We start from the raw sequence: 20,656 nt of genomic DNA, 5'->3' as shown, positions 1-20,656 counted from the left end.
CTCCCACCTAAAGGGAATTCAATGAGGTTGTATAAAGCCTTATCGAAGCTTCACACCTCTTTCATCATCGCCCTGAGCCTCCTCGCGTCCCTGCACATGTCAGAGTTGTTGAAGAAGACGAAGCTCTCCCCGCGGTTCCAGCCGAGGACCCTCTCCGTTATCTTTTTCAGCTCCTCGTCGCTGTAGGTGTGCCTGTAGATTATCCGCCCGTTCTCGTAGTGCCCGTGCAGGCGGTAGTAGTTCGTCTCCCCGCTGTGGAGCGGGATTCTCACGAGGGGGTCGGTGGCGTCTATGACCTTGAACTCCCTCACGAAGCGTTTTATCCCTTCCTCGCTCCAGCCCCTCAGCTCGACCGCTATCTCAAAGTCTCCCCGCTCCGCCATCTCAAAGAAGCGCTCGGCGTTGGCGAAGCTCTCCTCCCTCTCCCTGAAGCTCTTCGGCAGCTGGATTAGGATGAACCTGGCTCCCAGAATCTCAGCCTCCCTCAGCGTCAAACGCCAGAAGTGGAGCACCTCGCTCGTTGGCCTGAGAAGGCCTACCTCCTTCCCGGGCTTCACGTTGCTCCTGCGCCACGTCGGGCTGTTTGGCGGGTGCGTCACGCCCTGAAAGGCCTTGATGGCGAAGGTGAAGCCCCCGGGAGCTTCCTTCCGCCAGCGTTCGAGCGTCTTCTCCTGGAGTATCCGGTAGAAGGTCTGCTGCACCTCTATCGCGTCGAAGTCTTGGTAGTACCTCGCGTGGCTCTCGCAGAAGCCGCAGGTTCCGACGTGAATCACTTCCGTCACCGTTTCTCTTTTCTTCCAAAAGCCTAAATACTTTCGGGGCCAATTCCAACCCATGAAGCCGCCAGGGAGAATCCTCCTCGTCACAGGGAAACTCGCTGAACCCATAGTGAAGAAGTACGGCGAAGGCTGCGGCGTCTTCGTTACGCCGGTCAGCGTTGCCGCTTTCCTGACTCCCGAGATGATAGTCCGCTACCTGAAAAAGGCGGGCGTGAAGGGTGGGGACTACGACCTGATTTTGATTCCCGGCCTCGTTAGGGGTTCCGCTCAGCTCATCGAGGATGAAATCGGAATTCCGGCCTTCAAAGGCCCGAGGAATGCGATGGATCTGCCTGTCGTTTTGAGGGCAATAAAGGAGGGCTTCAAGCTGAGCAAGGAGCGGCCGGCCGACGACCTCTTCTCCATCAACGGACTAAATCGGGTCGAGGACATCAGGAATAAGACCAAAAACCGGCGCTACATCGAAAAGGCCCTTAAAAAGCCCTGGAACGTCCTCATCGGCAACCTTCCCGCGGGAAGGGACTTCCCGGCGAGGATTCTGGGAGAGGTGGTGGATGCCCCGAGGCTCGGGGTTGAAAAGACCGTCGAGAAGGCCCTCTACTATCTCCGCGAGGGGGCCGATATAATCGACATCGGCATGGTCGCCGGCGAGACGAACCTCGATTTCATCGAGCTGATTCCCGAAATCCGCGAGAGGCTTAGGGAGGAAGGCTTCAACGTCCCGATAAGCTTCGACTCCCTCAACACGGAGGAAATTGAGAAAGCTTTGAGTTACGCGGACCTCTTCCTGAGCGTTGATGAGGGCAACCTTGAGGGGCTCGTGACGGAAAAGCCCGTCGTTTTAATCCCGACCAACCAGAAGAGAGGCTTCTTCCCGGTCAGACCGTCGGAGAGGGTCGAGTTCCTTGAAAACCTCAGGGAGAGGGCCCTCGATTTGGGCTACGGAACGGTAATTCCCGACCTGATTCTGGAGCAGGTTCCCCACTTAGCGCGCTCCCTTACGGCCTTCCACCTCTACCGCGAGAGGAACCCGGACGACGTTCTTCTGGCAGGAGTCGGCAACGTGGTTGAACTTTACGACGCGGACAGCGTCGGGATGAACGCACTGCTCGCCGGGATTGCTAAGGAACTCTCGATAAACCTTCTCCTAACAACCGAGACGAGCGCGAAAGCGAGGGGCTCCCTCAGGGAGCTGAGGCAAGCAATAGATATGAACCTCTTCGAGGCCCCGAAGGATTTAGGCTTCGACCTGCTTCTCCTGAAGGAGAAGAGGGCCGCGGACTGGCGGTTTAAACCTGCGGAAGAAATAATCGCGGCCGAAGAGAAGCCGGTCGAGCTCGAACCGGTCTACTTCCGAATCTGGGTGGAGGACGGCAAAATATGGGTCAACGCCCACCGCGGAACGGAGGCCGTTCTCACGATAGTGGGTGACGATCCGAACGCGATAATCGACACAATTCTTGAGCGCTTCGAGATTTCGCCGAGGCACGCCTTCTACCTCGGCAGGGAGCTTGAGAGGGCATATACTGCGTTGAAGCTGAGGAGGAGCTACGTCCAGGAGGTTGAACTCTTCCCGGATTTCTACTCCCAAAACCAGAAAGAAAAATAGGCGCCTCAGCGCCTTCTGTAGAGGTAGATAGCCACCAGCAGAAGCAGCAGGGCGCCGGCAAGGTAATAAACGGCGCTGCTTCCGCTTTCGCCTCCGGAGGGGGTTGTGCTTTGGGTCTCCGGGGGCTTTTCAGACATCGTTTCCGTTTCTTCGGTCCCCTGCTCTCCCGCCTTGACCTTCCCCGCAACGGCGAAGACCGAGAGGGCTGGGACACTGGCGTGGTAGTGGAGGTATTCACCGTCCCCGTACTCCAGAACCGGCCGGTACTCTGCCCAGCCGCCCTCGCGGCGGAGGAGAACCAGTTCCTTGGGGCTGACGTTGTTCTCCCCGAACCACTTCCTCGGCACCCTGAAGTACAGGGTGACGTTCTCCACGCTCCAGTTCCCGGGATGGGTGACGTTGAAGGTCGAGTACACGAGGTAGCCATCCACCATCCCGCCTGGATTCTGCGACACCGCCACGACACCCTTCAGCTCCTCCGGAGCGACGAGGGAAATCATCTGGAGGTCGGTTCCGAACTCAAGCACGACGAATCCCGACCCCTCCACGAGGGCCCCGGAGGTCTTTCTCACGACCGCCTGTGGCCGGGCTATCTCAACGGTGAAGTTCCTCGACGCGCTGAGGTTTCCTATGAGGCAGGTGACTTCGAGCGTGTGGTTCCCGGGTTCGGCCCCCTCTGTTGGGACGAAGATGCCCCGTCCGGTTTCTCCGTCGAACCTCCATTCAACGGCGCATTCCGCGGGGACGGTTAGGGTTATCCGCTCTCCCCGATTGAGCTTCAGCGGCGCCGCATCGATTTCCGGGGTTCCAACCCTGCCCCTGACGACGGTTATGACGTCCTCCGAAACCCCCACCGAAGCGTTTCCGGTTACGTTGAATTCGGTTAAGTTTAGGGGGACGAAGGAGGGCATTATCTCGATGACGTTTCCGTAGCGGCCGACGCGGGTTACGTTGGCGAGGGTTACGTTCGCGTTCGTGAAGACCTCGATGCTTGTTTCCTCCTCGTACGGCTGGGCGTTCAGGATTCCGGAGGCGGTGATGATGACCGTGCCCCCGTCCATGGAAACGTTCCAGAGTGGTTTCTCGGCGAAGTAGCCCCCGAGGAGTGTCTCCACCATGCTATCATCCCGGAACGCCGCCAGGAGGTGGCCTGCACTCTCGGCAGTTGGCCTCATGGTTATCGTCACGTTCCCGACCATCTCGCCGTTTCTCCTGCCTTCCACACTGGTCCTCATCCAGAGCAGGGTTCCGTTGAAGAGTGCACCTATCGGCAGGCTCTCGGTCGAGGCGACGTAGGCGGCCCGGTAAACGTCCACATCTCCCAGGGAGAGCGAGACGCTTCCCCTGCCGACTCCAACGGCCCCTCCTCCCAGCACCGTCACGTTGGATTCTTCAGGGTGCACGGTGAAGTTGCCCGGCGGGTCTAGAACGTATATCGTTTTGATTCCCGGGATGGGCGCGAGGACTACGTAGGTCACGAACTGGGACATGTCAAAGGAGTACGCTATCACCGCCCCGATGCCCTTGCCGACCTTGTCCTTGTATGCTTTCTGCTCCTCCGGGGTCAGGCTCTTGTAGTAGCTCGTCTTCTTCACTTCCTCAAGCACTGCTTCCTTGGCGGCCTCCTTCAAAGCCTTCTTCAGCGCGGCCATGCCTATTGCTCCGCCGGCGCCGGTTATCTCTTCTGGGTTTTCGCTGTACACGCCCTTCGCTATTTTGGCAAGGTTGTAGTAGAGGTCCATGTCGCTTACCTCTATTATCGTCTCCAGGAGGAGTATCTGAAGGTCCTCGTCCAGCGCTATCGCCTTTGCGAACTTCCCGGCCACCTGAGCCTGCTGTGACACGGGCAGTTCGTCCAGGTTCTCCAGGTTGACGTAGTACTCCCTGTCCATGCCGTAGTTCTCCTCCAGCCTGGCGAAGGTGTCTATGCCCACCGGCGCTATCACCGTCTCGTTGCTGGCTATAAGGGCAGCGTCTACCTCGCTCCTGCGGGCGCTGGCGTTTATCGACTCGAAGCTCTCGGAATCCGTCTGGAAGTCTATGGTCTCGGCCAGGTTCACCACCTTGATCAGTGTGTGCGCGAGGGCGAGCGTGAGGGTCTCCGCCGGAACGTCAATGCCGAGCACTCCGAGAACGGCGTTCAGCGTGGACGCGAACCACTTGAGCAGGTTCCCCGTCATCGAGGGCCTGAAACCGACCATGATTCTGTAGTGGGGTATCGTCTTGCTGGGCTGGAGGCTGTTATCCGCTATCGCCTTCATGGTGAAGTCCGGCGGCATGAAGTGGTACCACCGGAAGCCCTCGCCGGGCCCGTAGGAGCCCTGGACGAAGTAGTCGTAGTACACGTTCCCGTTGGTGTTGTGCATGGTGACATAGGTCCTTCCATCCTTGACTGCCATCACGTTGAGGTCTATTGGATTCATTTTCACCGTCTGGGGCACGAACGTCTTGTTCAGAGCTTTCACAGGCTGTTTTTTGTAGTTCAGGCTTGGGGTGTAGTAGCTCCTCCCATCCTCGCCGGTGTAGAAGAACCAGGCGTTGGTGAGGTACTGTCCGGTGAAGTTGACTGGTGGTATCACCTCGGGCGGCAGATCCAGCCACCATCCTATGAAGAGGTCCATTCCCATCTTCCCAACCCCAACCGGGGCGCTTCCGAGCAGGTTGAAGGAGCCTTGGCTGACATCAATTAGGGCGGTACAGAGGGGATAAGAACGGCGGTGGGTGAGGTATAGCGGGTCTGGGTATATCTCCGTACTGTGGCTCTTGAGGGCCTTTGTTCCCTTATCCCTCTCGGGAATGTTTTCTTTGAACATTATCTTGGTTACGTTTGCGTCTTCGTCCCCGACGTTCTCATAGCCCAGGTCGAAGTGGTGACTCTCTGCTGCCTCAACCGTATCGTCGCCGTCCCCGTCGTAGGGCGGGCTGTTGTGGCAGAAGTTCGGGTAGCTCTCGCAGTACGCCCTGGAGTACGGGTACATGGTGTAGTAGGTTATTTCGAAAACCGGCCCGAGGGTGAAGCCCACCTTAACCGGTATCTCTTCCCTCAGCACGTTGTCCGCGTCGTAGAGCCTGACCCACGCCGTGAATCTACCCACGTCCGGGAGTTCATCGGGCAGAACGTCCCACGTCAGGGTCCCCATGTCGTACTCCACTATCGGCACCGGGAACTCCAGGGCCAGCGAGCCGTTGGGCGGCAGGTAGGCGAGGCCCTCGATCCTTCCAGTGTGTCTCTCGACGTACTCCGGCAGGTCGAGCACAACCCTCGCACTTCCGTTTATCAGCCCGGTGTTCCTCAGCACGACGGTGACGTTGGCGTATCTGCCCCTGTTTAGGCTCGTGTCCCAGGAACTCGTATCACTGGACTCGTAGCTAACCTGGTAGAGGCTGTAGATGTTGGTGGCGTTATCGACGCTCACGTTCTCTATCACGATCTCCGCGTTGGCGAAGTACACGCTCACGGCGCCAGTGAGGGTTTTGCCTGTGGAATCGACCGCCGTAAACCTCAGCACCCCCTGGCCTGTCAGGTTCATCCCCTGTGTGTCGAGGAGCACGTAGTTGTCGTAGGTTTCAGAGCCGACGTTCACCTCCGTGAGGGTCTCCACCCGTCCTTTCCGCTCCAGAGAATAGACGACCTTCGAGAGGCCGTCCCTCGATACGGCCCTCCCTGCGAGGGTCACAACGCCCTTGACTGAGCCGTTTTCGAGGGGGTACACCCTCAGTGATGCCGAGAGCAGGCTGGAGCCCCAGTCCTCCCCGATTTCCGTGGAGTTGAGGAGGATTACCGGCTTCCAGTTCCTTGCGAGGATGTCGTAGTCATCCCTGACTTCACCGTCGTACGTGTACATGAACCCCTCGGGATAGCTGAGCACCATTACCGGTTCCGTCCCTCCCCAGTCTATGTCCCGGAGTGTCGGGGAGAAGCGACTCTCTATCAGCACGTCCCTGTAGTTCACCAGCGAGTCCAAGCGCACCTCCGGCGTCAGCGTAGAGTTGAGGAGCAGGCCGAGGTCGTTGTTCTGTATCAGACTCTCGGTGACGCTCACGTAGCCGGAGCTGTAGTTTCCATCGAAGCGAATTCCAAGCGAGTTCCCAACCACAGTATCGTGAGTCATGGAGAGCCTGTTGACCCTCATGTAGATGTTCTCGCCGGCGTTCACTGCTATCCCGACGCCGTTTCCGTAAATCACGTTGTTCTCTATCCTGCCTGTGATGTTGCAGACCTCTATGCCAACGCCGTTGTCCCTGACGTACGAGTCCTTGACGAGAATCTTCGCGCTCCGCAGACGGATTCCGACGTCGTTGTCGTAGATTTCACTTTCCGTCACGTTTACCTTACTCGCTCCCATTATCCCGTACCCGAAGCCGTGTATCCTGGAGTTTTCGACCGATATTACCCCGTAGTCGGTCATCTTAAGCCCCGTTCCGCTTCCGTTGCCTATCAGCTCGCTGTTGAGGAGTCTGATCCTACCAACCCCATCCACCGTGCCGTGAACCCTTGAGTCAGATATGGTGACCCATGAGACGTAGCCGAAGCTCAGCCTGGCGTGAACCTCGTCCCTGGCGAGGAGTGCCCTCGTGCCGTACCCGCTGACCTCTCCATTCAAAACGCTGTCGGTTATCGCCGAGAGGCCGCTTTTTAGGGTTAGGGAAGCCCTGAAGGCCCCGAGATACTGGTAGGGGTAGGTTGATGGAAGCTCTACGCAAACCGTTATCAGGTTCCTGCCTGGCACGAGGTACGGGGCAACGTCAGCGCTCTTGGAGTGCGGCACCCCGTGGAGCCTCATTCCACTGAACGACATCCCGCCGACCCTCTGATCATCGACGACCTTCCGCCCGTTCACGTATATTTCCACCGTCCCTACGGCGGAGTAGATGAGAACCGCCTCAGTTGGAAGCTCCTCCACGGTGAAGGTTTTCTTAAGATAGAGGGTGGCAAACTCTCCGAGGATCGTTCCCCAGCCCCACCCGCTGGGTACCGTCGAGGAGTAGGCAACGAACGGGGCATCGCTTTCGGTCATGCCAGTCGTGTCCTGGGAGTAGTACCAGTTTTCGGGAAGCGGTTCGGTGGTGTAGTACCAGTCCGTCGTCGAGCCGAATGCCGGCGTTTCAGTAAGGCCCCCGCTCAGGGATTCGTCGCCCGTGTTGAGGCTGAGCCTGCCGTTGACCACGCTCCCGCGTATCAGGAACCACTTGGAATCCGCTACGATGGTTGTGTTCTCAAGCCTCGCGTTGAGGACGACGATGTGGGCCTCCTTCTCCACGGACATCTCATCGATCCTCATGTTCCTCAGAACGCTTGCGTCCCCGTCCGAGGGGTCTGTTGCGGGGATTCCGTCTTCATCCTCCACCCGGAGCGTTCCGCCCCCGAACACCGTCGCATCTCCACCATTGAGCTTGTAGTCAACAACGGACAGGACACCCCAGACACTGCCGTGTATATTCTCTGCCGCGCCCTCTCTGAGGGACGCCCTTGCCCCATGACTCACCTGAACCTTAATCCATCCAACCTCTCCCGTGATGTCCCCCGTTAGGTTGCTGTCCTGGAGCGAGAGGATCGCGAGCTTTCTGGCTAGGATTCCCTTTCCACCCACGCTGGAGTTCTTAAACGTCAGTCTCCTTCCGGCGGCATCCGCCAGCACGGCGTAGCCGTCTCCCGGCTCTATCCTTGAGCGGTCGAAGGTCGCGCTCCCGCCGTTTATTATCACCTCTCCCCCGATCACAGTCAGGTTTGTGAAAACCCCCTCTCTAAACCAGTAACCTGGGGAGAGCTCCATGAAAAGCCCCGCCTCGCGCGGGTTCTCAACGAGGATGTTCCTGAAGGTCATGTCCTTTCCGTTGTCGTTTATGAGGTGGATTCCGTAGGCGCAGTCCCGAACCGTGACGTTCTCGATGGTGCCCTCGTTAAATCCGGCGAGGGTGATTCCGCTCCCGCCCGTCACCGTGGTGTTGGTGATACCAACGGTTCCGAACACCTTAATGCCTCCGTCGATACTGCTGGAATCAACGTCAAGCTCCGTGAAGTCGAAGGTGAACTCGCCGGAAAGTACGGAGTTTCTGACGACCGCGGTTCCCTCGGCGAATGTGCCCCCACCAATGTTCTCGACGGTCGAGTCCCTCACGTCCATCTTTCCGAACTCCCCGGAGAACTCACTCGCGTTCCCTATCAGCGAGCCGTCGAGGACTCCCAGCGCACCGTCCAGCTGAACGCCGCCGTTGAGGTGGACTTTGCAGCCCCGCAGTGTCAGGTTCCCGGTTTCCTGTATGACAAGCCCTCCGTTGACGCTGAACTCGTGCCCGAGGCACTCCTCGCTGTCGTTTACAATCCAGTCCCCCTCGCTTGGAGGTCCAAGGAAGACTTTTACGGTCTTTCCCGTCCGCAGTCCGCATTCACTTGCCGCCCTGACCGATACGAAGTTCTCACCCGGCCTCAGCAGGCCCGTCAGGTTTGCGGTTCCGTTGAACTCCACCCATGAACCGCCGTTGATGGAGTAGTGGAATTCTCTAATTTGAACTCCGTTGGCCACTTCGGCTGACATCATGACGTCCTCGTCCCGGTAATAGAAGTCTTCCATGTTTAGTACGAGGTCGGGTTTCTCCGAATTTTTGCAGACAGTTAGCTCTCCCGTCGCTTTAATCTGTTTTCCGCAGTCATCCACGGCCGTTATCTCCAGACTCACCGGCTTTCCTTCTTCCACTCCCTTCAGAACCGCGTCTTGGATTTCCCAGAGGTCCGCGACGAAATGGCCCTTGACAACGTAGAACCTTTTTACCCTCTCTCCGAATGGTCCTTCGATGTCGTTCTTAACATCCTTAAAGTCCACGACCTCGATGTCGGGCTCAAAGGCATTCTCGACGCTCACTCCCATGACCGAGGCGCGGTAGGTGTATGTCTTTGCGAGGCTGTTAGTTACGAACGTGAAGTTTACCTGGAAGCGGAGGGAGTCCGCCTCGTCCGGCGGGTTCAGTTTGAGCCTGTCGCCCTCAACAAAACACATCCTCTCCACCGAGAACGTTCTGACCGCCGTTTCCCTTCTGCGCCAGTAAACGTCCACCGCAGAAACCGAGAAGTTGTATTTGGCGCCGGGAATGATGTTGAGCCTCGTCCGACAGATGGTTCCGGTAACGTTCATGGGGACGTTCTTTCCGTTCAGGCTTAGGGTACAGTCCTTCAGCTGGACGCTCGAAGCCACCGCCACGGTAACCTCTTGGACTTCGCCCGGAAGGACCGTTCCGTTCCCCGGCGTTGGTTCGACATAGTAGAGCACGAACGTGGGCAGGGGTACCGTGAATCTAACCTCCACCGGAGTTCCGCCGTTTCCGTACCTGTCGAAGGTTCTCGCGTACAGGATGTGTCTCCCATGTTCAAGGTTCATCGAGAACCTCATTTCCTGGCCGGGTTCACCGCTCAGGTTGGCGACGCGGGAGGAGTTCCAGTCGATTACCCTCTCCCCCTTTTTGTTCTCCTTCTCCTTGGGATCCAGGTACAGCTCGACCCTCTCGAAGTCGTCGTTACTTGGGTTCCTCCAGGTGGCAGTGAACCCAGAGCTGTTCGTGCTGACGTCAAGGTTCTCAACCGGGCCCGGTGCCCTCGTGTCCACGACGCGGACAAGGAGTATAACCTCCGCATGGTTGAGGGCGGCATCGTAGACGACCACGCGGTAAACGTCGGCTCTCACATCGTCGGTTCTGACTGGGAACCCAAACGGAACGCCGCTTCTGTAGCGTCCTCTCCGTGCCAGAAGCTCCAGATGGCCGGGCTCGGGGTTGAGGTAGACCTGATAGCTCATCGGGTGCTTGTCGGTAACGTTTATCTCAAAGGACGCGTTGGAGAGCCTCTCCGCGGTGAAGATTCCTATCTCGGAGCGGGTCATGTTGTTGGCGTGAACCCACCGGATGACCGGCGGCGCTGAGTCCACCTCGACGGCTCTGGTCTCGCTCACCCCGGTGCTGTTCCCGAGGTCGGTTCCGTAAACCCTGAAGAAGTGCTTTCCGTCGGAGGAGCAGAGTTTGCCGGTGAGGCTCCAGACGCTGCCCGAGCCCTCCATCGTGAAGTTGGTTCCGTCGAACTCAAGAACCGCTTTGTCCAGCTCTTCGCTCGCGTTCACCGCGATGGTCATGGTACACGAACCTACGAGGGAGCCGTTCTCCGGTGTCGGGGGAATGAACCGGATTTCGGGGGGCTTGTTTTCAGACGGACTCACGCGCATCAGCCACCAGTGCTCCGCAACGCCGTTCCCGTTCTTGGCCCTCACGCTGACGTTCCAGAGGCCGATGACGAGGCTGGAGTTTGTGTAGGTCGAGCCGTTCCCCTCTTCCTCCAGAACGATCGTCCCGTTGACGGCCCACGTGACGTTTGCCACCTGGTTGAGCGCTATGGAAAATGCCGTCGTTTCGTTTTCCCTGAGGGTGATTTCCTCAGCCTCGGGCGAGAATGAAACTATCCTCAGCGGCTCGATGACCCTGAAGCATAGCTCCGGCGTCTCGTTCTCGTTCCCGAAGGTGTCGTTCGCCCTGATGTACCAGCAGAAAACCCTTCCGGCGAAGTTTTCGTCGGTGCTTATCGTCCCGTTGCTCCAGCCCTCGGCGATTTGGAGCGGCACCTCGCTCCATACGAAAGCCCCGTCCACGAAGGTCGCGTTCGTGGCCAAAACTGCCCCGTCAAGGTGGGCATCGCCCCACCTCGCGAAGACCTCAACATCGCCGCCAGCGGTCACCGCGCCCCTATTCTGGCCGTACTCGATGAACTCTGGGGCCGTTGCGTCTATCTCCACCGTTCTTTCTTCCGTGGCGTTGCTAACCCCGTCGGCCGAGCCGTAAACGCGGAAGGTGTAGGTTCCGTCCGTGAGGTTTTCCTTCAGCGCCCACCAGCTTCTTCCCGAACCGCTCATGCTCTCGTTGACGCCGTTCCACTCAAGGACAGCATCGTCGAGGTCGAGCGAGGAGCTGACGTTGATGATGACCCTCCTCACGTTGAGCATCGCCCCGTTCTCGGGCGTCGGCTCCACGAAGCTCACGGCGAGGCTCGGTCTCGGGTAGACGTACCACGCCCAGAACTGACTCACCGAGCCGTTTGGGTTCTCGACGACGGCCCTAACGCTGTGTTCTCCTTCTCCTATTTCAGAGTTCGTGTAGGTGGAGGTCTCAACGTTCTCCTCCGTCTTCACGACGCCCCCGTCGAGGTACCAGGTGACGTTTACGGTCTGGTCAGCGGTTACCGAGAATTCGACGGTATCGCCGACGTGGCTCTCGACTGGGCTCTCGGGAGAGTACGAGACTATTTCCGGAGGCGCGTAAACGGTAAAGCACTCCATTGGCGTTGTGTTTTCATGGCCGAGGCGGTCCGCGCCGGCTATTTCCCAGCAGTAGAGGCCCGGCTCAAGACCATCCGTTGAAATCGTGAAGTTGCTCCAGCCCTCGCTTCCCTCAAAGAAGGTCTCGTCTACCCACTCCCAGGCCGCGCCGTTGGTGGCGTTTGTCCCGAGCCTCGCCGAGCCCAGATGGGGGTCGCTCCAGAAGGCGTGAACGTGAACCTCTCCGCCCGGCGTGAGGCCTTCCGCATCCTGACCGACGTTTGAATACTCCGGGGCCTTCGTGTCAACTTCAAAGCCCCTACTCTCGCTCGTTCCGTTGTTCCCTGCCAGGTCTTGGCCGTAAACCTTGAAGGCGTGAACACCATCCGCAACGTCCATCTGGTAGTGCCAGTTCTTCCCCGAGCCGAGCATCGTGTGGTTTGCCCCGTCGAACTCAAGGGTCGCCATGGAAAGGTTCTCGTTCGAGGTGACGTTTATCACCACTCTGGAGTCCTTGATCAGGGAGCCGTCCTTTGGCGTTGGCTCAACGAATGTGAGAACCGGCGGGGTGACGTCGTTCTCCTCCTGAGCGAGCGGCGCGAAGACGCTGAACTGCGTCAGGTTGGCCTCGACGAAGTTCTTGTTCGTGTCCAAGTGGTGCCCGCTCGTTCCATCGAGCGTCCAGTCCTCGCTGAAGCGCCATATCTGAAGGCTGTCCTCCACGAGGCCATCAAGAGACGAATCGTCGTAATAAAGCCCCAGATGGAGCCAGCTGTCCGCGTCTATCTCAAGGTACTCCCCAACGTCGCCGTAGCCCTCCTGCGGTGCCGGCCGGTTCCCCGGAGAAACGCCCCTCACAAGACAGTTTTCGGGACAGACTATCTCGGTCTGGATTCCGTTTATCAGATTCCCGCTCAGCGAGCCCCTGAACTCCCCGATGACGGCTATTGCCCAGGCGTTCGTCTCGGAGAGGTTGGTCGTCAGTTCGTTGTTGTCCACAAATGAATCCCCCGCGAGGTAGAGGTAGAGGGCATAACCAGCGTTCTCGCTTACCCCGTCTATCGAGACGGTGTTATCGTAAACCCGTGCCGAGGTGTAGAAGACCTCTATTCCGTCGGCGCTGTCCCCTATAACCTCAACGGTGTTGTTGTGGACGTAGCTTTCTCCCTCTTCCTCGTAGACGTAAATCCCGACACCCTGGAAGCCCGAAACGCTCACGTCGTTGTTACCCACAACGTTGCTTCCGCCGTAGCTGAGATAGATTCCGTAGCGCTCGCTATCCTCGGTTTCGGTTATCGTAATCGTGTTGTTTTCAACGGTACAGTTCTCGACGCCGTCCACCAAGACCCCGATGTTCGAGACCGACGAGGCTATGACGAATCCCCTCAGCGTAACGTTGTCGGAGTCCACGTAGAAGATGGGCTTCCTTCCGTTCGCCCACTCGGAGCCGTCGCCGCTGACGCGGGCGTTCTCGCTCGTTTCCACGGTGAGGGGTTTGTCTATCTCCGCGCTCTCAGGATACGTTCCCGCGAGGACTACGACGGTTCCACCTTCGACCGCGTTCTCTATTCCGTCCTGGAGCGGCGTCTCACTGGGGTTGAGTTTTCCGTCCTCATACCACCAGCCGCTCTCGTTTACGTAAACCGTTTCGGCGGGGGTGAGCGTCGTTGCGGTGTCGTTTACCCACGTGGTGTTAACGTTCCCTGAGTAATCCCTCGTGAGGATTCCAATCGTGTGAGTTTCGCCTGGCGAAAGCTCGTCGAGCCACCACTCGCCCTCGTCCGTCTCGTCCTCGAATTTTCCGTCCACGTAAATCAGCGCCGTTTCGAAGTCCTCGTCCTCCGGGTTGTCCCAGGTCCAGTGGATGTAGTTCGAGCCAACTTCGTGGGCCAGGTTTTTAACGGTCCCGGGCGGCGTCTTGTCTTTCTCACTCGCGTTCACATAGAAGTTCACCCGGGCCATCCCTGTCTCGTCGCCGGCGAGGGCGTACACCGCGAGGAGGTTCTCTCCGTTTTGGGCGGTTATCGTGGTGTTCGGCTCGAATGTGACGTTCTTCCCGCCGTTGAGGGAGTATCGCCACTCGTCAACCGGCTTGTTGGCCGTAACGTTCAGGTCTATCGTTGCGGTGTCGTATACCTTTTCCTCCGGCGAGATGATGGTTACTTCAATGCCCTCCCCTGGTGGGGCCGCGCTCTCGTATTCTGCGGTTATGTTGTCAAAGTACATATGGGAGTAACGGGACGAGTAGTCCCAGCCGCCTATGACGAGCTGGAAGCTCGTGGTGTTCCCCATCCCTGCCGTTGGTATGGTTTTTACCAGGTTTCCTCCTTCCCAGTACTCAAAGCGGTCTTTATAGAGAACCACCCTGAAGGCCACGTACTCTCTGGGAATGGTTCTGTACTCGGTTATCGATCCTTCCGGCCTATCGTAGGTTACCTTATCGGACGGCCAGCTGATGTAGCGCACGCCGATATATTTTCCGGAGTCGGCATCGTAGATTCTGAACCACATCTCGGCCGTTCCCGGATCGGTGAACTTCCAGCTCCCGGAAAACGTGACGCTGCTCCAGTTGCTCACAGAAAAAACCGAGCTCCGCAAAAATGCGTGGCCGTTTTCGAATCCCTGATGTCCAAAGGTGACAAACTGGGCCTCCCCGTTTGTCTCCGTGTAGCTGTTTCCGCTCCCCACAACATCTTCCGTCCATTTACTCGTATCGAGGCTGTTATCGTTGAAGTCGTCCTGAAAAACGTACGTCCCTTGAGCCTGGACAACATGAGAAACGCCGACGAAACCCACGTTTAAGTAAGAGCTAATTAAAAGGTAGATTAGGAAGAGGGTACCCTTTTTCATCTCCTGCACCTCCAAATAAGAAGAGCCGGGGCTGCGACGGGGTGATTAAGTTATTTAAAATAGGGGATATTTGAGCCCGCAGTCGAGGCTCTCCTTACATTACGGTATCATGCCTCTAACTACGCTTTCAAAGTATAATAAGCTTTTGGTAAATCCCTAAAATGTTAAAAAAGCTACAATAGGCGTTTTCTCCCCAGTACTGGCCAGTAATGTGTATTTTGACCCAGTTACGTTCCTTCAAAAATCGGTGGCTTCGGTTTTCTAAATGTGGCGTCCAGCTCCGCCCTTTTTCTGCTGACATTTTCAAGGAGGCTTCTCACCCTTTCGTCGTTTGGATATCTCCTCGCTAGGCTAACGAGAACGCCCTCCGCGAAGCCGAGGATGGAGACATCTATGAACTCCTTCCCCTTCTTGCTCTCAAGCCCCTCGTTGAGTGCCACGAATGAGTCTATCCTATTAACGAGGTCCGTTTCGCCGAGCCTCCTGCACAGCTCCTTCAATTCCACTATCTCGGGAACGTCCACGTCAACACCCCCTAAAGCTTCAGACCAAAGAACCTCACGGCGTTCCCCTCGGTTGCCCTCTCGACTTCCTCGAACTCCAAGCCCTTAAGCTTTGCCACCTCATCGATGGCAACGCGGACGTTGCGTGGAGTGTTCCTCTGTCCCTTCACAGGGCTCATGTAGGGCGCGTCCGTTTCCACCAGCATGTTTTCGACTTCAATCGCTTCCGCGGCCGCCATTACCTCCGGGATGAAAACTATCCCCGTGTTTATCCCTATGGGGTGCCCGTTTTCTGCTATCTCCCTGGCCAGCTCGACGCTCCCCGCAAAGGAGTGGAAGTACGCCCTAACGCCCGCGCGCTGAACCATCTCAAAGGCCTCCCTTTCGGCCTCGCGGGCGTGTATCACCACGGGAAGCCCCAGTTCGAGGGCCAGCTCAAGGAAGTGTTTGAATATCGCCCTCTGGTTCTCCCGTTGAGCCTCGTTTTCCGCGTAGTGGTAGTCGAGCCCTATTTCCCCCACCGCCACTATCTCGTCCCTGTGTGCCAGGATGAACTCCTCGACCCGTTTCACCTTCTCCCAGTTGCCCCGCCTCGCTTCGTTCGGGTGGTATCCGAGGGTGGGGAAAATGAAGCCAAAGTACGGCTTCAGCATCTCCCAGCTCTTCCAGACGTGGGCTTTTCTGTACTCTGTTATAGAGTCCACGACGGCCCTCAGCTCTCCCCTACACTCTTCTACTATGCGATGTGTGTCCTTTTTGTAAAACTCGAAATGGGCGTGGGCATCGAGCATGTTTCTCGATTCCTAGATGAATAGAAAAGCTTTTCCGTTGTTTAGTGGTTACTCACCGGAGGGCAAAGTGCCATGGAAAACGAGGAGGATTCCACCGTCGGTATGGACGAGATAGTGGAGGCGCTTAAGGATAAGCCTCCGAAGGAACTTTTGAGCTACGCCATCTTTAACGAGGAAGAGGAGGCGAAGTACTACGCCAAACTTGCTGAGAAGGCCAAGAGGGCCAGCATCAAGGCGCTGTTTATCAAGATGAGCGAGGAAAGCAAGGGACACCACGACTGGCTGTACGGACTCTTCAAGAAGATGTACCCCGGCGAGGAACCGATGAAGGTTGAGGCTCCTCCCGTGGAGGTGGCCCCCTTCTACCCCGAGTTTGAGAGCGTCGACGACTACGTCTCTGCCCTTGAATACTGTATGGAAAGCGAGCTGTTCGCCAAGAAAACCTACGAACTCCTGGCAAGGGTTGCCAAGGATGAAGACACGAGGGCGTTCGCGCTCAACCTGGCCGCGATGGAGGAGGATCACTACAATTCACTCAGGAAAATGTACGAGCTCATTATCGCCCTTAAGGAGAAGGAGATAACCCCCGAAAAGCTCGAACCTGGAGGATACATCTTCACCGATGAGCTGAAGGCAAAGTATTTTTTCATAGACCTCCTGGAGAGCGGCGTCGAGCTGTCCGTGGCCATACGGGAAAAGCCCGAGAAATTCCTCGAAATGCTGGAGGGCGCCAAGATCAGCGTGGTGTGGATAACCAGAACCGAGGTCGATGGTTCAATACATCCCGACGAGATTCCACTGCTTAAGAGAAAGTTCTGCAGATTTCTGGGCAAGACATCTGAAAGCGGCGGAAAGGGTGCGGTTTTCCTTCAGAACCTCAGCTACTTCGCCCTTGAACTCGGCTTCAAGAGCATGATGGACGTCGTGCTTTACCTCAAGGACTGCGCGCTTCTCTACGACGGCTACATCCTGGCCACGGCAGTTAAAGACGCGTTCAGCTCCCGTGAGTGGGCGCTCCTCACCTCGGAGCTCAGGGAGGTCTCCTGATCAGAGCTTTCTGGTCTCCCATATTACCTTCCCATCTTTTCTGACGACCTTCAGAATGCGGTGGTACGGTATCTGGGCGTCCCCGACGAAGAAGTAGCCGTGACCAAGATCTATCATCCCAACGGGGATTTTCTTGACATCGCCGTAGGCACCGCGGTGCTCTATGATGACGTAGTAATCCTCCTCGTCCTCCCTGGGGTCGTACTTGAGCTTCGCCAGGACCTCCTTCACGGAACCCTTCCGCATCAGAGCCACCCCAGGATTTCGTCGATGTTTTCTCTCCACTCCTTTATGACCCAGCCGTGTCCAGGAAGGCCGAAGTCAACGTCGTAATCCCTGAGCCTTTCAAGGCTTTCCTGGAGCTTCCATCCGTCTCCGGTCGGCAAATCCGTCCTGCCAACCGTGCCGTTGAAGACCGTATCCCCCGTAAACATTATTCTCGTCTCTCCATCGTCCAGGTAGAGACACGAACTTCCAGCCGTGTGGCCGGGAGTGTGGATCAGCTCAAGCTCCAGCGAGCCGACTTTGAGCGCATCGCCCTCCCCCAGGTGGAGATCAACCCTCTGCGGTTCGAACCTCCTCCCGTAAGAATAGGCCAGAATCACGTAGTCGTCTCCATTCTCCAGTGTTTTCGCCGTGGTTTCGTGGGCGGCGAAAAGGACGGTCAATCCTTTTCTCCTCAGCCAGTCCGCCAGGGCCATGTTCCCGCCCACGTGGTCGAAGTGCTCGTGGGTGTTGAATATCGTGACCCTCTCAACGCCCTTGAGGAGGCCTTCCCTCTCCCAGATCTCGGCGTAGACGTGCCAGTTAACGCCGGTGCCGGTGTCCACTACGAGGGCATCTCCCCCGTCCCTCACGAGGTAGACGTTCGAGTCCCAGCCTATGCCCCTCAGCATCGTTGTGTGGGGAGGAATCTCAACTGGCACCAGCTCCCTTGGGAACTCCTCGATGGAGCTTATCCTCACGCTTTCACCTCCAAGGGGCTCAAGGGGGGACCGCCTCCTCATACGGGATAACCCGTCGGGAGGGGTTAAACTCTTCATCGCCCTATCGACTTACGCGGGGGAGGTTTATAAGATATTGGCTGGTTTCTTTTTCCACTTGCACTCAACTTGGGCAACAGCTCTAGCCAAATGAACAAAAGTCAAACGGGGTCGAGGTTGAAATTCCACTGAATTTACCTGGATATTCTAAACGTGACTGTGTATAGGAAGAGAGACATCATGAGAATGCCGAGGAAGGATTCCACAGATACCAGAAGCTGAGGCAGATGACCGTTCAGGTTCGGCTGGATGTTGGAGTAGCCGAGGCTTGTGAAGGTTATCACGCTGTGGTAGAGGTAGTCAAACCAGCCCGGTTTGATGGGTTTTCCATCGACCACCTTCACTATGCCGTTCGTGAGCTTGAAGAGCAGGGTAAAAATCCCGATGGTGGCTAAGGACGCTATCAGGGGTCTCTCAACCTTAACGCCGTAGCCCGTGAGGGTCTTCATGAGGATCCAGTCGTAGAGAACTGCCCGTATTTTGTTCCCAACTCCTGCAAGGAGCCGTTTCTTTCTCCGGACTTCGTTCCTCCGGTAGTGCATTTCTAGAGCCTCTTCAAGCTTGCCCGCCTGGATGTAAAAGTAGTAGAGCTTGTTGTAGACCTCGTATGAGGCGTCGTAAAGGTCTTTTAGTGTTTCTTTGTCCGGTAGATAGAGGATTTTATCTCCTTTTTCCTGGAAAACCTTCCTTAGTTTCCCTTCGATTTTCAGGATTTTATCATCTTTGTTTTCACTCAGCAGAAAGCCTTTCTTGGAATCAAAAGGTATAACCCGAATTCCCGTGAGTACGTAGCAACCCCCGATGTCGAAGGCGTCGAGCGCAAGTTCTTTATTAACCTGTTGAAGTTCTTCGAAATCAATCACAGACCTTTTCTTTGAAAAATCGGCAACGAGTTCGTTTATCTCCTTTCGATATTTTTCGTCAAATATTTCTGCGTCTCTCAAGGTCAGAGTCCTGTCAACGTAGGAGAGGTAGAGGTTTGCGTATCTTAAGTCTGCATATTGGAGGGAAGTTTGGGAAGTGAGCATGACTCCGAATAGATTCGTTCTTTGGATGTCCGCCCCATACAAGTCTGTGTTGTGGAGATTTGCCACGGAAAGATTTGCATTTTGTATATGTGCCCCCATAAGATTTGTATTTTGAAGATTTGCCATAGAAAGGTTTGCATTACGGAGATCCACCTCCAGCAGGTACGCATTCTGGAGATCTGCCCCCAGCAGGTTCGCACTGTGGAGGTCTGCCTTGTACAAGTCTGCATTCTTGAGATCAGCACCTTCTAGGCATATCCCCCTGAGATTCCCATTCCATAGGTTTGTCTCCTGGAGATTTGCCACTCGCAGGTTTGCCTCCTTTAAATAAACCCCAAAAATCCCGTTAACTTTTAGTTCCTCCAACTGCTCTCTCGTGGGCTCCTTCCCATCTTTTGGAAGGTGCCAGTAGCAGTAGTCCTCGCCCGGAATGGCATCCAGTGGACACTCCCAGTCTGTACCTTCAAGTCTAAATTTACACTTAGCCATCTCAACTCGTAAAAGTTATGATTTTAGAATTAAAAGATTTTATCCCCGGAGCGTTGTCATGCTTTGGGAGCACTTATAAACTCCCGCCCCAACATCCATTAGGTGACCCAAATGAAAACCGAGCGCGCGAAGGAGATACTCCTTCAGCTTTTGAAGATACCCTCCCCCTCAGGAGAGGAAGACAGGATAATGCTCCACATCATGGAGTTCCTCCACAAGCTGAACTACGACGTCCACATCGAGAGCGACGGACAGATAATAGACCTGGTCGTTAACCCTGATGCGGAGCTCTTCTACGAGGTTCACATCGACACGATACCGATTCGCGCGGAGCCCTTCGTGAGGGGCAACATCGTCTACGGAACCGGTGCGAGCGACATCAAGGGTGGCGCAGCGGCAATCCTTCTCATGCTTGAGAACCTCCGCAGGGAAGGAAAGGACCTCAACGTCGGCATCGTCTTCGTCAGCGACGAGGAACATGGGGGGAGAGGAAGCGCCCTTTTCATGGAGCGGTATAAACCAAAGATGGCCGTCGTTCTGGAGCCGACTGACTTGGAAGTCCACGTTGCCCACGCCGGCAACATCGAGGCCTACTTCGAGGTTGATGGCAAAGAAGCCCACGGTGCCTGCCCCGAGAGCGGCATCAACGCCATAGAGGAGACATATAAGATGCTTGAGGAGATGAAGAAGCTCGAACCCTTCAAGGCCAAAGGCAAGTACTTCGACCCCCACATCGGCATCCAGGAGCTCGTCTGCGAGAACCCTGTGTACCTCATCCCCGCCCTCTGCCGCGGCCGGCTTGAGGCGAGGCTCCTGCCCGACCAGGAAGTCGAGGACATACTCGACCTGCTCGACCCCATATTCGACGAGTACACGCTGAAGTACGAGTACACCGAGATATGGGACGGCTACGAGCTTGAGCCGGATGAGGAAATCGTCCAGCTGGCGAAGAAGGCCATGGAAGTCACGGACATAGACGAGTTCGGCGGAATGAGGAGCTGGACCGATGCGATAAACTTCATGTACAACGGAACGAGGACGATAGTCTTCGGGCCGGGCAACCTCGACATATCGCACACCAAGAACGAGCACATCGACGTCAGAGACGTGGTAACTGCCAGCGAGTTTTTGAAGGCCCTGAACGAGATTTACGGGAAGGGCGGGTGAGTTTTTCTTTTTCCCTCTTGACCCAACCTTTTTAAGCAGGACCCCCCCACCAGTAACTGG

General features: G+C 56.6%; 10 protein-coding genes. 3 read left to right on the top strand and 7 right to left on the bottom strand.

Annotated features, from left to right (window positions below; translation table 11 throughout):
* Window positions 1-50 precede the first annotated feature (50 nt).
* Window positions 51-773, bottom strand: coding sequence for a DUF72 domain-containing protein (locus E3E51_RS00050; RefSeq protein WP_167911621.1), 723 nt, complete (start codon window positions 771-773; stop codon window positions 51-53).
* Window positions 774-834: 61 nt separating this feature from the next.
* Between E3E51_RS00050 and E3E51_RS00045 the strand changes: the two genes are divergently transcribed.
* Window positions 835-2,388, top strand: a complete 1,554-nt coding sequence (locus E3E51_RS00045; protein WP_167911138.1) for a dihydropteroate synthase-like protein — start codon at window positions 835-837, stop codon at window positions 2,386-2,388.
* A gap of 5 nt (window positions 2,389-2,393) precedes the next feature.
* Here the strand turns inward: E3E51_RS00045 and E3E51_RS00040 are convergent, their stop codons facing one another.
* From E3E51_RS00040 to E3E51_RS00030, 3 genes are all read right to left on the bottom strand, one after another.
* A complete protein-coding gene (locus E3E51_RS00040; protein WP_167911137.1) occupies window positions 2,394-14,528 on the bottom strand; it encodes a right-handed parallel beta-helix repeat-containing protein in 12,135 nt (4,044 codons plus the stop codon).
* Between the two features lie 227 nt (window positions 14,529-14,755).
* Window positions 14,756-15,052, bottom strand: coding sequence for a DUF3216 domain-containing protein (locus tag E3E51_RS00035; protein WP_167911136.1), 297 nt, complete (start codon window positions 15,050-15,052; stop codon window positions 14,756-14,758).
* An 11-nt stretch (window positions 15,053-15,063) separates the two neighbouring features.
* On the bottom strand, window positions 15,064-15,822 hold the full coding sequence (locus E3E51_RS00030) for a YchF/TatD family DNA exonuclease (protein WP_167911135.1): 759 nt from the start codon (window positions 15,820-15,822) through the stop codon (window positions 15,064-15,066).
* Between the two features lie 72 nt (window positions 15,823-15,894).
* Between E3E51_RS00030 and E3E51_RS00025 the strand changes: the two genes are divergently transcribed.
* The gene (locus tag E3E51_RS00025) at window positions 15,895-16,869 is read left to right on the top strand and encodes a DUF835 domain-containing protein (RefSeq protein ID WP_167911134.1); all 975 of its coding nucleotides are present in this window, start codon (window positions 15,895-15,897) and stop codon (window positions 16,867-16,869) included.
* Here the strand turns inward: E3E51_RS00025 and E3E51_RS00020 are convergent, their stop codons facing one another.
* The 3 genes from E3E51_RS00020 to E3E51_RS00010 form a co-directional block, all read right to left on the bottom strand.
* Window positions 16,870-17,115, bottom strand: coding sequence for a DUF504 domain-containing protein (locus E3E51_RS00020; RefSeq protein ID WP_167911133.1), 246 nt, complete (start codon window positions 17,113-17,115; stop codon window positions 16,870-16,872).
* Entirely contained in the window at window positions 17,115-17,834 is a 720-nt protein-coding gene (locus E3E51_RS00015; protein ID WP_167911620.1) for an MBL fold metallo-hydrolase, read from the bottom strand. Before E3E51_RS00015 ends, E3E51_RS00020 begins: the two co-directional genes overlap by 1 nt.
* A 212-nt stretch (window positions 17,835-18,046) precedes the next feature.
* A complete protein-coding gene (locus E3E51_RS00010; protein WP_167911132.1) occupies window positions 18,047-19,429 on the bottom strand; it encodes a pentapeptide repeat-containing protein in 1,383 nt (460 codons plus the stop codon).
* 111 nt (window positions 19,430-19,540) lie between these two features.
* Here E3E51_RS00010 and E3E51_RS00005 point away from each other — a divergent pair, with 111 nt between their 5' ends.
* On the top strand, window positions 19,541-20,596 hold the full coding sequence (locus E3E51_RS00005) for a M20/M25/M40 family metallo-hydrolase (protein ID WP_167911619.1): 1,056 nt from the start codon (window positions 19,541-19,543) through the stop codon (window positions 20,594-20,596).
* Window positions 20,597-20,656: the final 60 nt, after the last annotated feature.

The organism is Thermococcus sp. 21S7 (assembly GCF_012027615.1).
Classification (GTDB): Archaea; Methanobacteriota_B; Thermococci; order Thermococcales; family Thermococcaceae; genus Thermococcus.
This window is presented reverse-complemented; position numbering and strand designations above follow the sequence as displayed.